The 13,823-nt window shown below is 69.6% G+C and carries 14 protein-coding genes; 10 read left to right on the forward strand and 4 right to left on the reverse strand.

What is annotated here, in order from left to right:
* Positions 1 to 160 precede the first annotated feature (160 nt).
* Positions 161 to 637 (reverse strand): peroxiredoxin, encoded by a 477-nt coding sequence (locus I8E28_RS10715; protein ID WP_200788021.1) that lies wholly within the window; start codon positions 635 to 637, stop codon positions 161 to 163.
* A 97-nt stretch (positions 638 to 734) separates the two neighbouring features.
* Positions 735 to 1,112, reverse strand: a complete 378-nt coding sequence (locus I8E28_RS10720) for an Mth938-like domain-containing protein (RefSeq protein ID WP_200788023.1) — start codon at positions 1,110 to 1,112, stop codon at positions 735 to 737.
* Positions 1,113 to 1,218: 106 nt separating this feature from the next.
* Here I8E28_RS10720 and I8E28_RS10725 point away from each other — a divergent pair, with 106 nt between their 5' ends.
* The 7 genes from I8E28_RS10725 (at position 1,219) to I8E28_RS10755 (ending at position 7,710) form a co-directional block, all read left to right on the forward strand.
* Entirely contained in the window at positions 1,219 to 2,445 is a 1,227-nt protein-coding gene (locus I8E28_RS10725; protein ID WP_200788025.1) for a pyridoxal phosphate-dependent aminotransferase, read from the forward strand.
* Entirely contained in the window at positions 2,442 to 3,752 is a 1,311-nt protein-coding gene (locus I8E28_RS10730) for a homoserine dehydrogenase (RefSeq protein ID WP_200788027.1), read from the forward strand. Before I8E28_RS10725 ends, I8E28_RS10730 begins: the two co-directional genes overlap by 4 nt.
* Before the next feature lie 84 nt (positions 3,753 to 3,836).
* On the forward strand, positions 3,837 to 5,252 hold the full coding sequence (thrC, locus tag I8E28_RS10735; protein ID WP_200790368.1) for a threonine synthase: 1,416 nt from the start codon (positions 3,837 to 3,839) through the stop codon (positions 5,250 to 5,252).
* Positions 5,249 to 5,779 (forward strand): molybdopterin-guanine dinucleotide biosynthesis protein B, encoded by a 531-nt coding sequence (gene mobB / locus I8E28_RS10740; RefSeq protein ID WP_200788029.1) that lies wholly within the window; start codon positions 5,249 to 5,251, stop codon positions 5,777 to 5,779. Before thrC ends, mobB begins: the two co-directional genes overlap by 4 nt.
* The gene (locus tag I8E28_RS10745) at positions 5,776 to 7,002 is read left to right on the forward strand and encodes a molybdopterin-binding protein (protein WP_200788031.1); all 1,227 of its coding nucleotides are present in this window, start codon (positions 5,776 to 5,778) and stop codon (positions 7,000 to 7,002) included. The genes mobB and I8E28_RS10745 overlap by 4 nt, the downstream gene beginning before the upstream one ends.
* Positions 6,999 to 7,250 (forward strand): MoaD/ThiS family protein, encoded by a 252-nt coding sequence (locus I8E28_RS10750; RefSeq protein WP_200788033.1) that lies wholly within the window; start codon positions 6,999 to 7,001, stop codon positions 7,248 to 7,250. The genes I8E28_RS10745 and I8E28_RS10750 overlap by 4 nt, the downstream gene beginning before the upstream one ends.
* 1 nt (position 7,251) lies before the next feature.
* The gene (locus tag I8E28_RS10755) at positions 7,252 to 7,710 is read left to right on the forward strand and encodes a molybdenum cofactor biosynthesis protein MoaE (RefSeq protein ID WP_200788035.1); all 459 of its coding nucleotides are present in this window, start codon (positions 7,252 to 7,254) and stop codon (positions 7,708 to 7,710) included.
* Between the two features lies 1 nt (position 7,711).
* Here the strand turns inward: I8E28_RS10755 and I8E28_RS10760 are convergent, their stop codons facing one another.
* Positions 7,712 to 8,194 (reverse strand): MarR family transcriptional regulator, encoded by a 483-nt coding sequence (locus tag I8E28_RS10760; RefSeq protein WP_200788037.1) that lies wholly within the window; start codon positions 8,192 to 8,194, stop codon positions 7,712 to 7,714.
* A gap of 68 nt (positions 8,195 to 8,262) precedes the next feature.
* Between I8E28_RS10760 and I8E28_RS10765 the strand changes: the two genes are divergently transcribed.
* Positions 8,263 to 9,249 (forward strand): tripartite tricarboxylate transporter substrate binding protein, encoded by a 987-nt coding sequence (locus I8E28_RS10765; RefSeq protein WP_200788038.1) that lies wholly within the window; start codon positions 8,263 to 8,265, stop codon positions 9,247 to 9,249.
* 7 nt (positions 9,250 to 9,256) lie between these two features.
* Complete coding sequence (locus I8E28_RS10770) at positions 9,257 to 10,498, forward strand: flavin-dependent oxidoreductase (protein WP_200788040.1); 1,242 nt, start codon at positions 9,257 to 9,259, stop codon at positions 10,496 to 10,498.
* Here the strand turns inward: I8E28_RS10770 and I8E28_RS10775 are convergent.
* The gene (locus I8E28_RS10775) at positions 10,491 to 11,048 is read right to left on the reverse strand and encodes a hypothetical protein (RefSeq protein ID WP_200788042.1); all 558 of its coding nucleotides are present in this window, start codon (positions 11,046 to 11,048) and stop codon (positions 10,491 to 10,493) included. The genes I8E28_RS10770 and I8E28_RS10775 overlap by 8 nt on opposite strands.
* A gap of 105 nt (positions 11,049 to 11,153) precedes the next feature.
* On the opposite strand from I8E28_RS10775, the gene clpB reads away from it, so the two are divergent.
* Entirely contained in the window at positions 11,154 to 13,778 is a 2,625-nt protein-coding gene (gene clpB, locus I8E28_RS10780; RefSeq protein ID WP_200788044.1) for an ATP-dependent chaperone ClpB, read from the forward strand.
* Positions 13,779 to 13,823: the final 45 nt, after the last annotated feature.

Below are 13,823 nucleotides of genomic sequence, written 5' to 3' on the forward strand. Positions count from 1 at the left end.
GTCAGGAAACAAAAAAGCCGCCAGGCGAGCCAGGCGGCTTGTTCGGGGAGTGCAGTGACGACGCCGGGCGTCGGGATCAACAGCATGAATTCACTATACACGACGGTCCCGCCGGGACCGCGGCGCGGTGGCCGCTGTTGCTACCAAACGTCACGGGCGATCAGGCGGCCTTCTTGAGCAGCTTGACCGCCTTGAGCACCTCGTCGACGTGGCCCGGGACCTTCAGGCCGCGCCACTCCTGCTTGAGGATGCCGTCGGCGCCGACGAGGAAGGTGCTGCGCTCGATGCCCTTGACCTTCTTGCCGTACATGATCTTGTTCTTGACCACGCCGAACATGTGGCACATCTTTTCCTCGGTGTCGGCGATGAGCTCGAAGGGGAGCTCGAGCTTGGACTTGAACTCGTCGTGCGACTTCATGTTGTCGCGCGACACGCCGAACACGGTGGCGCCGGCCTTCACGAAGTCCTTGTACTTGTCACGGAACTGCATGGCCTCGGTCGTGCAGCCCGGGGTGTTGTCCTTGGGGTAGAAGTACAGCACCACGATCTGGCCGACGTGCGAGGTGTTGCTGACCTTGATGCCGCCCGTGGCGTTCGCTTCGAATTCGGGAAGGGGCTTGTTGACAACGATCGCCATGGGGTTCTTCTAGCTCGTGTGACAGGGATGCCGCCGCGGGCGCGGACTCACTGCGGCCCAAGAGCCGATTTTACCCCATTCGCCCAGCGGGCGCGGCTCAGCCAGAAGCCTCGATCAGCAGGGCGGCGGCGACGTGCCGTCCCTCCTGTGCGAGCACGTTGTAGGTCCGGCAGGCGGCCTGGGTGTCCATGGTCTCCAGACCGATGCCACGCTCGACCAGCGGGCGCAGCCACGCGGGGCGCGGAAAGCGGATGCGGTCGCCGCTGCCGAAGATCACGATCTCGGGCTGCAGGTCGAGCAGGCGGGCGAAGTGCTCGGGGCCGAGGTCCTCGAAGCGGGCGGCGCCCCACGGCGCCAGGTCGCCGCGCGATCCCACCACCATGCTGTGCGTGAAGCGCTCGGTACCCACGCCGACCCACCCCGGCCCATAGCCGGTGATGGCCTGCACGTCGAACTTGTCAGGCTGCAGTTTCATGGGGAGGTGGGCTCGCGGCGTGGTGTGTCCCGCCACGGCGGAGGCCCAGCGGAACTATGGTCAAATTCTAGCTTTCACCCTTGACAACGCCCCTGCAGGAGGGCCTTTGAAGACCGTCCACAAGTCCGCCAAGCTGGCCAACGTGCTGTACGACATCCGCGGGCCGATCATGGACGCGGCCCGGCAGATGGAGGAAGAGGGCCACAAGATCATCAAGCTGAACATCGGCAACCTCGCCGCGTTCGGCTTCGACGCTCCCGAGGAAATCCAGCAGGACATGATCCGCAACCTGCCGAACTCGGCGGGCTACACGGACAGCAAGGGCATCTTCGCGGCGCGCAAGGCCGTGATGCACTACACGCAGCAGCAGGGCATCGGCGGCGTCACGCTCGACGACATCTACCTGGGCAACGGTGCCAGCGAGCTGATCGCGATGGCGACCAACGCGCTGCTCGACGACGGCGACGAACTGCTGCTGCCCTCGCCCGACTACCCGCTCTGGACGGCGGCCACGAGCCTGTCGGGCGGCACGCCGGTGCACTACCGCTGCGACGAGGCCAGCGGCTGGCAGCCCGACCTCGCCGACATCCGCGCGAAGATCACGCCGCGCACCAAGGGCATCGTCGTCATCAACCCGAACAACCCGACCGGCGCGCTGTACCCGGTCGAGACGCTGAAGCAGCTCGTCGCCATCGCGCGCGAGCACGGGCTGGTGATCCTCGCCGACGAGGTGTACGACAAGGTCCTGTACGACGACGTCAGGCACGTCGCGATGGGCAGCCTGTCGGACGACGTGTTGACGCTCACCTTCAACTCGCTGTCCAAGAGCTACCGCTCGTGCGGCTACCGCGCCGGCTGGCTCGTGGTGTCGGGCGACAAGCGCGCCGCGGCCGACTACATCGAGGGCCTCACCATGCTCTCGAACATGCGCCTGTGCGCGAACGTGCCGGGGCAGTACGCGATCCAGACCGCGCTGGGCGGCTACCAGAGCATCAACGACCTGGTCGCGCCGGGCGGGCGCCTGCGCCGCCAGCGCGACCTCGCGTACGAACTGATCACGCAGATCCCCGGCGTGACCTGCGCCCGGCCGCAGGCGGCGCTGTACATGTTCCCGCGGCTCGACCCGAAGCTGTACCCGATCGCGGACGACCGCCAGTTCTTCCTCGAGCTCCTGCAGGCCACGCGCGTGATGCTGGTGCAGGGCTCCGGCTTCAACTACCCGGACAACCAGCACTTCCGCATCGTCTTCCTCCCGCACGAGGACGACCTGCGCGAGGCGATCAGCCGCATCGCCAAGTTCCTCGAGACCTACCGAAAGCGTCATTCCGAATGAAACCCATCCAGGTCGGCCTGCTCGGCATCGGCACGGTCGGCAGCGGCGTCTGGAACGTCCTGCAGCGCAACCAGCAGGAAATCCAGCGGCGCGCCGGCCGCGGCATCGCCATCGCGATGGTCGCTGACCTCGACACCGAGCGCGCGCGCGCCGTCGTCGGCGACAGCGCCCGTGTCGTCAAGGACGCGCGCGAAGTCATCGCCAACCCCGAGATCGACATCGTCGTCGAGCTGATCGGCGGCTACGGCATCGCGCGCCAGCTGGTGATGGAAGCCATCGCGGCCGGCAAGCACGTGGTCACCGCCAACAAGGCGCTGCTGGCCGTGCACGGCACCGAGATCTTCGCGGCCGCGCACCAACGCGGCGTGATGGTCGCCTTCGAGGCCGCCGTCGCCGGCGGCATCCCGATCATCAAGGCGTTGCGCGAAGGCCTGACGGCCAACCGCATCGAGTGGATCGCCGGGATCATCAACGGCACCACCAACTTCATCCTGTCGGAGATGCGGGCCAAGGGCCTGGACTTCGACGCCGCGCTGAAGGACGCGCAGCGCCTGGGCTACGCCGAAGCCGACCCGACCTTCGACATCGAAGGCGTCGACGCCGCTCACAAGGCGACGATCATGAGCGCCATCGCCTTCGGCATCCCGGTGCAGTTCGACAAGGCCTACGTCGAGGGCATCACGCGCCTGGGCGCGCAGGACATCCGCTACGCGGAGCAACTCGGCTACCGCATCAAGCTGCTGGGCATCACCAAGCGCGTGGCCAAGGGCATCGAGCTGCGTGTGCACCCCAGCCTGGTGCCGGCCAAGCGGCTGATCGCCAACGTCGAGGGCGCGATGAACGCGGTCGTGGTGCAGGGCGACGCCGTCGGCACCACGCTGCACTACGGCAAGGGCGCGGGCAGCGAACCGACCGCCAGCGCGGTCATCGCCGACCTGGTGGACATCACGCGCCTGCACACGTCCGACGCCGCGCACCGCGTGCCGCACCTCGCGTTCCAGCCGGACCAGATGAGCGACCTGGCCGTGCTGCCCATGAGCGAGGTCGTCACCAGCTACTACCTGCGGCTGCGCGTGGCCGACCAGGCCGGCGTGCTGGCCCAGCTGACCGGCCTGCTGGCCGAAGGCGGCGTGTCGGTCGACGCGATGCTGCAGCGCGAAGCGGGCGAGGGCGAGAAGCAGACCGACCTGATCATCCTCACGCACTCGGTGCGCGAAGGGACCATGGACGGCGTGCTCGCGCGCATGCAGCAGCTGCCCACCGTGCTCGCCCCCATCGTGCGCATCCGCAAGGAAGAACTGGCCTAGGAACATGAGCCCCCACGTTCACTTCGTTCTCTGCCCCCCGAGGGGGCCGTCAGCGGCCTTCGGGCGGCCGTGCGGCCGCTGAACATGCAGTACCTGTCGACCCGCGGCCATCCGGACCGCAAGCGCTTCTGCGACATCCTGCTCGAGGGCCTCGCGCCCGACGGCGGCCTGTACCTGCCCGAGCGCTATCCGCAGGTGGATGCCGCGACGCTCGCCAGGTGGCGTGGCCTGCCGTACCACGAGCTCGCGTTCGAAATCCTGTCGCTCTACATCGACGACATCCCGGCGGCCGACCTGCGGGCGCTGTGCGCGAAGACGTACACCGCGGAGGTGTTCGGCACGCCGCAGATCGTCCCCCTGAAGCAGCTTGAGGAGGGCCTGTTCCTCGAGGCGCTGTCCAACGGCCCCACGCTCGCCTTCAAGGACATGGCGATGCAGTTGCTGGGCAACCTGTTCGAGTACGAACTGGGCCGCCGCGGCGAGCAGCTGAACATCCTGGGTGCGACCTCCGGTGACACGGGCAGTGCCGCCGAATACGCGATGCGCGGCAAGAAGGGCATCCGCGTCTTCATGACGTCGCCGCACGGCCGCATGAGCCCCTTCCAGCAGGCGCAGATGTTCAGCCTGCAGGACGCGAACATCCACAACCTCGCCGTCGAGGGCGTGTTCGACGACTGCCAGGACATCGTCAAGGCGGTCTCGAACGACCTGGTGTTCAAGCGCCAGCACCGCATCGGCACGGTCAACTCGATCAACTGGGCGCGGCTGGTGGCGCAGGTCGTCTACTACTTCGCCGGCTACTTCCAGGCGACGTCGGGTGACACCCAGCGCGTCAGCTTCGCCGTGCCCTCGGGCAACTTCGGCAACATCTGCGCCGGCCACGTCGCGCGCATGATGGGCCTGCCGATCGAGCGCCTCGTGCTCGCCACCAACGAGAACGACGTGCTCGACGAGTTCTTTCGCACCGGCGTGTACCGCGTGCGGCCCGCCGCCGAGACGCACGAGACGTCCAGCCCCTCGATGGACATCAGCAAGGCCAGCAACTTCGAGCGCTTCGTGTTCGACCTGCTCGGGCGCGACGGTGCTCGCACGCGCAGCCTGTTCGAAGGCGAGCTGGCGCGCACCGGCCGCTTCGACCTGTCGCAGGATCCGGCCTTCCGGGACTTGCAGGCGCGCTTCGGTTTCTTCAGCGGCCGCAGCACGCACGCCGACCGCGTCGCCACCATCCGCGACACCTGGGACCGCTTCGGCGCGATGGTCGACACGCACACCGCCGACGGCCTGAAGGTCGCTCGCGCGTACCGCCAGCCCGGCATCCCGATGCTGGTGCTGGAGACCGCCTTGCCGGTGAAGTTCGCCAGCACGATCGTCGAGGCGCTCGGGCGCGAGCCGGACCGGCCGGCGAAGTTCGTCGGCATCGAGCAGCTGCCGCGCCGCGTCACGGTGCTGCCGGCCGACGCCGCCCACGTCAAGGCCTACATCGCGGGGCATTGCGCATGAAGGTCGTCGGGTTCGCCGGCTACTCCGGCTCGGGCAAGACGACGCTGATCGAACGCGTCATTCCCGCGCTGAAGGCGCGTGGCCTGCGCGTGTCGATCGCCAAGCACGCGCACCACAACTTCGACGTCGACCATCCGGGCAAGGACACGTACCGGCACCGCGCCGCGGGCGCATTCGAGGTGGTGGTCGCCTCCGATCGGCGCCTGGCGCTGATGCGCGAATTCGAGCAGCCGGCCAAGCTCACCGTGCACCACCTGCTGGCGGAGCTCTACGACGGCGTGGACTGGGTCCTCGTCGAAGGCTTCAAGACCAGCGACCTGCTGAAGGTCGAGGTGTGGCGCGGCCAGCCCGGTGCCGAGGTGCGCTACCCGCACGACCACTTCATCGTCGCCATCGCCACCGACCAGCCGTCCCTGCCGACCGAAACCCTGCGCCCGGTGCTGGATCTGAACGACCCGGACGCCGTGGCCGCCTGGCTGGTGGAGCATGGCGACCGGTTCGAGTACCGCCTGGAGAACTACACGTGAGCTCCCGTCCCCCGCTGCGCCCGCTGGACGACGCGCTGGCCGAGTTGCTGGCGCGCGTGCAGCCGCTGGCGGATGCGGAGGACGTTGCGACGTTCGACGCCGACGGGCGCGTGCTCGCCGAAGACCTGGTTGCGGAACTGCAGGTGCCACCGCAGGACAACAGCGCGATGGATGGCTATGCGGTGCGCCTGGCCGAGATCGCCGACGAAGGCGTCGCCTTCCCGGTCAGCCAGCGCATCCCGGCCGGGCAGGCGGCGCAGCCGCTGCAGCCGGGCACCATCGCCCGCATCTTCACCGGCGCGCCCGTGCCCGGGGGCGCCGATGCCATCGTGATGCAGGAAGACACCGAGGTGCTCGCCGATGGCCACGTGCGCATCCTGCGCGTGCCTGGCGCCGGCCAGTGGATTCGTCGCAGCGGCGAGGACGTCACGCGCGGGAGCACCATCCTGCGCCGCGGCGAACGGCTCGGCCCCGCGGCTTGCGGCCTGGCGGCGGGTATCGGCCGCGACCGCCTGCGCGTCGCGCGCCGGCCGCGGGTGGCGCTGTTCTCGACCGGCGACGAGCTGGTGATGCCCGGTACCGTGCCGCCGGCGCAGATGGCGCCCGGCGCCATCTACAACTCCAACCGCTTCTTCCTGCGCCAGCTGCTGGCGCGCTGCGGCTGCGAGGTGAGCGACCTGGGCATCGTGCCGGACCGCCGCGACGCGACCATCGCCGCGCTGCGCGGTGCGGCTGCCGCGCACGACCTGATCCTCACCAGCGGCGGCGTGTCGGTCGGTGAGGAAGATCACATCAAGCCGGCCGTGCAGGAACTCGGCTCGCTCGACCTGTGGCAGGTCGCGATGAAGCCGGGCAAGCCGTTCGCGCACGGCCGCATAGGCGACGCCCACTTCATGGGCCTGCCGGGCAATCCGGTGTCCAGCTTCGTCACGTTCCTGCTGCTGGTGCGCCCGGCGTTGCTGCGCATGCAGGGTGCTTCGCAGATTGCGCCGCACGCGCTGGCGCTGCCCGCGCACTTCGACTGGCCGCGGCCGGACAAGCGCCGGGAGTTCCTGCGCGTGCGCCGCGACGGCGAAGGCGGGCTCGATCTGTTTCCCAACCAGAGTTCCGGTGTGCTCACGTCGTGTGCGTGGGCCCACGGCGTCGTCGACGTCGCTCCCGGCCACACGATCGCGCGCGGCGACACCGTGCGCTACCTGCCGTTCACGGAGTGGCTCGCATGAAGGTCCAGCTGCGTTACTTCGCCAGCGTGCGCGAGGCGATCGGGCGCGGCAGCGAGGCGCGCGCCACCGGCGCGGCCACGCTGTTCGCGCTGCGCGACGAACTGGTGGCGCAAGGCGAGCCGTACGCACAGGCGCTCGGGGACGGCCGCGCGGTGCGCATGGCGCTCGACCAGGTCATGGCCACCGACGACGCGCCGCTGCGCGACGGCTGCGAAGTCGCGTTCTTCCCGCCCGTGACGGGGGGCTGAGATGCGGGTCGCGATCCAGCACGAGGATTTCGACGTCGGGCTGGAACTCGCGCGCCTGCGCGAGGGCGATGCGCGCGTCGGCGCCGTGTGCAGCTTCGTCGGCACCGTGCGCGGGGGCGGCGTACTCGACATGGAGCTGGAGCACTACCCCGGCATGACCGAGCGTGCGATCGAGGCCATGGTCGACGAGGCGCACCGCCGCTTCGACATCTTCGCGGCGCGTGTCGTGCATCGCATCGGCCTGCTGCGCCCGGGCGACCAGATCGTGCTGGTCGCCGTCACGTCCGCGCACCGGGGCCAGAGCTTCCAGGCCTGCGAGTTCCTGATGGACTACCTGAAGACGCAGGCGCCGTTCTGGAAGAAGGAGCGCACCGCCGACGGCGAGCGCTGGGTCGACGCGCGCGTCAGCGACGACGCGGCGCTGGCGCGCTGGGGCATCGACGCCGGCAACGCCGGCTGATTCAGTCCTCGGGCGGCACGAACGCCGCCCGCGCGTGGCCTTCCAGGCTGTCGGTCAGCAGCTGCAGCAACTCGATCAACTGCGCCTGCTGCTGCTTGTCCAGCGGCCCCATCAGGCGGCGGTAGGCCTTCTCCGCCGGTGGCTGCGCCTGCCGGAGCAAGGCCCGCCCGGCGGCGGTCAGCGTGACGGCCACCGTGCGGCGCCCGCTGTCCGCCTCGCGCTCGACGAAACCGCGGGCTTCGAGCCCGCGCAGCACCCGCAGCACCGTCACCTTGTCGAAGCCGAGCGCGCGGGCCAGGGCCGACTGGCCCATGCCTGGCCGCGCGTCGAGCACCGTCAGCACGCCGAACTGGGCCGCGGTGAGCTGCAGCTCGCGGCACTCGTCCTCGAACACCGCGGCGGAGATCTGGTGCGCACGGCGCAGCAGGAAGCCCGGGCGGGCGTAGAGACGGATGAGGCTGGAAGGGCGTGAGGGCGCTGGCACCGGGTCCTTGGCTCGGCTAGGGAATGCGCGGATTGTGCATGGGCGGGGCGGCTCGCAGACTGGTTAGCATGCAACCCATCGATGATCCCGCGGCCGCGCGCCGGGCCTTCGTGTTCGCCGCCGCCCTGGCGCCTCTCGCGTCATGGGCGCAGACGGCCGCTTCGCCCGGCACGCCACTGCGCCTGATCGTGCCGTTCACGCCCGGCACCGGCATCGACCTCATCGCGCGCACCGTGGGGCCCAAGCTGGGCGAACGCCTGGGCCGGCCGGTCGTGGTGGACAACCGCGCCGGCGCGTCGGGCAACATCGGCACGGAAGCGGTGGTCCGCGCGCCCGCCAACGGCGGCACGCTGCTGGTGAGCGTCAACACGCTGGTCATGAACCGCAGCCTGTACCCGCAGCTGCCGTTCGACCCGGTCAAGGACCTGCAGCCGGTCGCGCTCACCAGCTGGGGCCAGCTGCTGCTGGTGGCCAACCCGTCCGCGGGCTGGCGCACGGCCGGCGACCTGCTCCGCGACGCCAAAGCGCAGCCGGGGCGCATCAACTACGCGAGCCCGGGCGTCGGCACGCCGCACCACCTGTCGATGGAACTGTTCAAGTCCATCAACAAGGTCTTCCTCACCCACATCCCATACCGCGGCACCGCGCCGGCCCTGACCGACCTGCTCGGCGGCCAGGTGCCGCTGATGTTCCTGCCGATCCATGTCGCGCTGCCGCACGTGCGCTCGGGCAAGCTGCTCGCTCTCGGCATCGGCAGCGAGAAGCGCCATCCCTTGCTCCCGCAGGTGCCCACACTGGCGGAAGCGAAGGCGGGGGACGTGCACGTGGCCATGTGGTACGGCATCTTCGCGCCCAAGGGCACGCCGGCCGACGACGTGCAGCGCATCAACCGCGAGTTGCAGGGCATCCTCGGGCTGCCGGAGGTGCGCACCGCGTTCGAGACGCAGGGGATGGATCCGGCCACGAGCACGCCGGACGAGTTCCGGCGCCTCGTCGAACAGGACGCCGACCGCTGGGCCGCGCTGATCAAGGCGCAAGGCATCACCGCCGAGTAGCCGCCGCATGCGCATCGCCATTGCCGGCGGCGGCATCGGGGGGCTCGCCCTGGCGCTGTCGCTCCACCATCGCGGCATCGCCTGCGAGGTGTACGAGGCCGTCGCGCAGGTGCGCGAGATCGGCGTCGGCATCACGCTGCTGCCGCACGCGATGCGCGAGCTCGCCGCGCTCGGCGTGCAGGCCCGCATCGAGCCGCTGGGCATCGAGAACCTGGAAAGCGTGTTCTTCAACCGCTGGGGGCAGTTCGTCTACCGCGAGCCGCGCGGGCGCCACGCGGGCTACCCGTTGCCGGAGATCGGCATCCACCGCGGCAAGCTGCATCGCGTGCTGCACGACGCGGTGCTCGAGCGGCTGGGCCCCGACGCCGTCCATCTCGATGCGCGCTGCATCGGCGTCGAGCAGGACGGGCAGGGCTGCGCGCTGCGCGTGCAGGACGCACGCGGTGCCGAGCGCACGGTCCGCGCCGATGCCGTTGTCGCGTGCGACGGCATCAACTCGGCACTGCGGCGCCAGTTCTATCCCGGGGAGCCACTGGCGTTCGCCGGCATCAACACGTGGCGCGGCGTCACCGTGCACCGGCCCATCCTCACCGGCAAGAGCTACCTGCGCATCGGCTCCATCGAGACCGGCAAGATGGTGGTCTACCCGATCGTCGACGACGTGGACGGGCAGGGCTCGCAACTGGTGAACTGGGTCGCGGAGATCCAGCGGCCGGGCGCCGCGATGAACGACTGGAACAGGCCGGGCGATCCGGCCGAAGTCGCGCAGCTGTTCGCCGACTGGCGCTTCGACTGGCTGGACGTGCCGCGCCTGATCGCCACCGCGTCGCAGGTGTTCGAGTACCCGATGGTCGATCGCGACCCGGTGCGGCGCTGGACCTTCGGCCGCGTCACGCTGCTGGGCGATGCGGCGCACCCGATGTACCCACGGGGCTCCAATGGGTCGGCGCAGGCCTTGATCGATGCGCGGGTGCTGGCCGACGAACTGGCGGCCGGCGGCGGGGTCCCGGAGGCGCTCGCGCGCTACGAGGCGCGGCGGCTCGCGCCCACCGCGCGCATCGTGGAGACCAACCGCACCGTGCCGCCCGACTTCATCATCATGAAGGCCGACGCGCTCAGCGGCGGGCGGCCGTTCGCCGGCAGCATCGACGACCTGGTGACCCAGGACGAACTGCGCCGGATCTCCGACGACTACAAGCGGGTGGCGGGCTTCGCGCCCGAGGACGTCGCGGGCAAGCCGCTCAGTTGAGGTAGCGCGGGCGGTCGCCGTCGCCTTCGGCCACCGCCGGCGCGGTGAACGGTTCGCGCCACTGCGCGTGCGCCAGCGCCTGCTCCAGCAGGTGCAGCAGGCCCTGCATCAGGCGCGGGTCGAGTTCCAGCTGGAAGCCGCGCGGCTTGTCGCCGCCACCGACCGACGCGCGCTCGTTGAGCGACAGCCGCGTGCGGCCACCCGGCAGCGGCGTCGCGTCGACGTCGGTGACGAGCAAGGGCTCGGCCCCCAGGGGCAGGCTGTCCTGGTCCTGGTAGGGCGTGTCGAAATCGGCGCGCTGCAGGAACTCCTCCTTGCGGAAGTCGGCCAGCATGCGGCGCAGTTCCTCGTCGGCACCGTCGAGCTGGTTGCCGGCGGCTTCCAGCTTGAGCAACTGGTCCGTCTGCAAGCGGCTGATCAGCGGCCAGAAGCCCAGCATCAGGCGCCGGGTGAGCCACAGCCGCATCTCCTCGCCGCTGGTGCTGCTGACCCGCAGGAGCAGCCGGTCCTGCTCGGCCTGGTAGCTCACGGAGAGCTGGTGGATCTGCATTCCTTGATTCTAGTCAGTGGCTTCCGGCCGGCTTCTGCGCCAATCCACCCTTGAAAAGGCGGCGGAAACGCCCAAGCTCTCCCGGCAACGGAGGAAGCGCCACCCATGCGACTCGACAAGCTCACCACCAAGTTCCAGGAAGCCCTCGGCGAGGCCCAGAGCCTGGCACTGGCCAACGACCACGCCTACATCGAACCCGAGCACGTGCTCGTCGCCATGCTGCGGCAGGAGGACGGGCCGCGCGCGCTGCTCCAGCGCGCCGGCGTCAACGTGCCCGGCCTGCTGGCCGGCGCCGAGGCTGCGATGCACAAGCGCCCGCAGGTGCAGGGCCAGGAGCAGGTCCAGGTCGGCCGCGACCTGGTCACGCTGCTGCAGGCGGCCGAGAAGGAAGGCCTCAAGCGCGGCGACGAATACATCGCCAGCGAGCTGTTCCTGCTGGCGCTGGCCGACAGCAAGCAGGACCTCGGGCGCATCGCGCGCGAGAACGGCCTGTCGCGCAAGTCGCTCGAATCGGCGGTGGATGCGGTCCGCGGCGGCGAGAAGGTCGACAGCGCCGAAGCCGAAGGCAAGCGCGAGGCGCTGAAGAAGTACACGATCGACCTGACCGAGCGTGCCCGCCAGGGCAAGCTCGATCCAGTGATCGGCCGCGATGAGGAAATCCGCCGCGCCATCCAGGTCCTGCAGCGCCGCACCAAGAACAACCCGGTCCTGATCGGCGAGCCCGGCGTCGGCAAGACGGCGATCGTCGAAGGCCTGGCCCAGCGCATCGTCGCGGGCGAGGTGCCCGAGACGCTGAAGAACAAGCGCGTGCTGTCGCTCGACATGGCCGCGCTGCTGGCCGGCGCCAAGTTCCGCGGCGAGTTCGAGGAGCGCCTGAAGAACGTCCTGAACGAACTGGCCAAGGACGAGGGCCAGACGATCGTCTTCATCGACGAACTGCACACCATGGTCGGCGCCGGCAAGGCCGAAGGCGCGCTCGACGCCGGCAACATGCTCAAGCCGGCGCTCGCCCGCGGCGAGCTGCACTGCGTCGGCGCGACCACGCTGGACGAATACCGCAAGTACATCGAGAAGGACGCCGCGCTGGAGCGCCGCTTCCAGAAGATCCTCGTGGGCGAGCCGAGCGTCGAGGCCACGATCGCCATCCTGCGCGGCCTGCAGGAGAAGTACGAGGTGCACCACGGCGTCGAGATCACCGACCCCGCCATCGTCGCGGCGGCCGAGCTCTCGCACCGCTACATCACCGACCGCTTCCTGCCGGACAAGGCCATCGACCTGATCGACGAGGCCGCCTCCAAGATCAAGATCGAGATCGATTCCAAGCCGGAAGCCATCGACCGCCTGGACCGCCGCATGATCCAGCTGCAGATCGAGCGCGAGGCGGTGAGGAAGGAGAAGGACGAGGCGTCGCAGAAGCGCCTCGGGCTGATCGAGGACGAGATCGCCAGCCTGGGCAAGCAGATCGCCGACCTGGAGGAGATCTGGAAGGCCGAGAAGGCCCAGGCGCAGGGCAGCGCGCAGGTCAAGGAGGAGATCGACAAGGTCCGCTTCCAGATCGAGGAGTTCAAGCGCAAGGCCGACTTCAACAAGGTGGCCGAGCTGCAGTACGGCAAGCTGCCCGAGCTGGAGCGCAAGCTCAAGGAAGCGCAGGACGCCGAGACCGGGAAGGCCAAGGCCGGCAAGCCGCAGCTGCTGCGCACGCAGGTCGGCGCGGAGGAGATCGCCGAGGTCGTCGCGCGCGCCACCGGCATCCCGGTGTCCAAGCTGATGCAGGGCGAACGCGAGAAGCTGCTGCACATGGAGGAGCGCCTGCACCAGCGCGTGATCGGGCAGGACGAGGCGATCAGCGCCGTGGCCAACGCCATCCGCCGCTCGCGCTCGGGCCTCGCGGACCCGAACAGGCCCACCGGCTCGTTCCTGTTCCTCGGCCCGACCGGCGTCGGCAAGACCGAGCTGTGCAAGGCGCTGGCGACCTTCCTGTTCGACACCGAGGAGCACCTGGTGCGCATCGACATGAGCGAGTTCATGGAGAAGCACTCGGTGGCCCGCCTGATCGGCGCGCCCCCGGGCTACGTCGGCTACGAAGAGGGCGGCTACCTGACCGAAGCGGTGCGCCGCAAGCCGTACAGCGTGATCCTGCTCGACGAGGTCGAGAAGGCGCACCACGACGTCTTCAACGTGCTGCTGCAGGTGCTGGACGATGGGCGCCTCACCGACGGCCAGGGCCGCACCGTGGACTTCAAGAACACGGTGATCGTGATGACGAGCAACATCGGCTCGCACATGATCCAGGCCATGGTCGGCAAGCCGTACGAGGACGTGAAGGACGCGGTCTGGGACGAGCTGAAGAACCATTTCCGGCCCGAGTTCCTGAACCGCATCGACGAGACGGTGGTGTTCCACGGGCTCGACGCCAGGCACATCGCACAGATCGCGAAGATCCAGCTGGGCGTGCTGGAGCAGCGGCTCGCGAAGATGGACCTCGCGCTGCAGGTGTCGCCGGCGGCGCTGGAGGAACTGGCCAAGGTCGGCTTCGACCCGGTGTTCGGCGCGCGGCCGCTCAAGCGGGCGATCCAGCAGCGCATCGAGAACCCGCTGTCCAGGCTGATCCTCGAGGGCCGCTTCCCGCCCAAGAGCGTGATCCCGGTGGAGGTCGACCCGGTGCGCGAGCCCGGCGTCTTCCACTTCGGCGGCGTGCAGCCCGCCAGCCGGGAGCCGGCCACGGCCTGACGCGCAGCGTTCCTACAGCCCACGGCCCGGTGCTGCCCCAGCATC

The sequence above is a fragment of the Ramlibacter algicola genome (assembly GCF_016641735.1).
In the GTDB taxonomy this organism is placed as follows: Bacteria; Pseudomonadota; Gammaproteobacteria; order Burkholderiales; family Burkholderiaceae_C; genus Ramlibacter; species Ramlibacter algicola.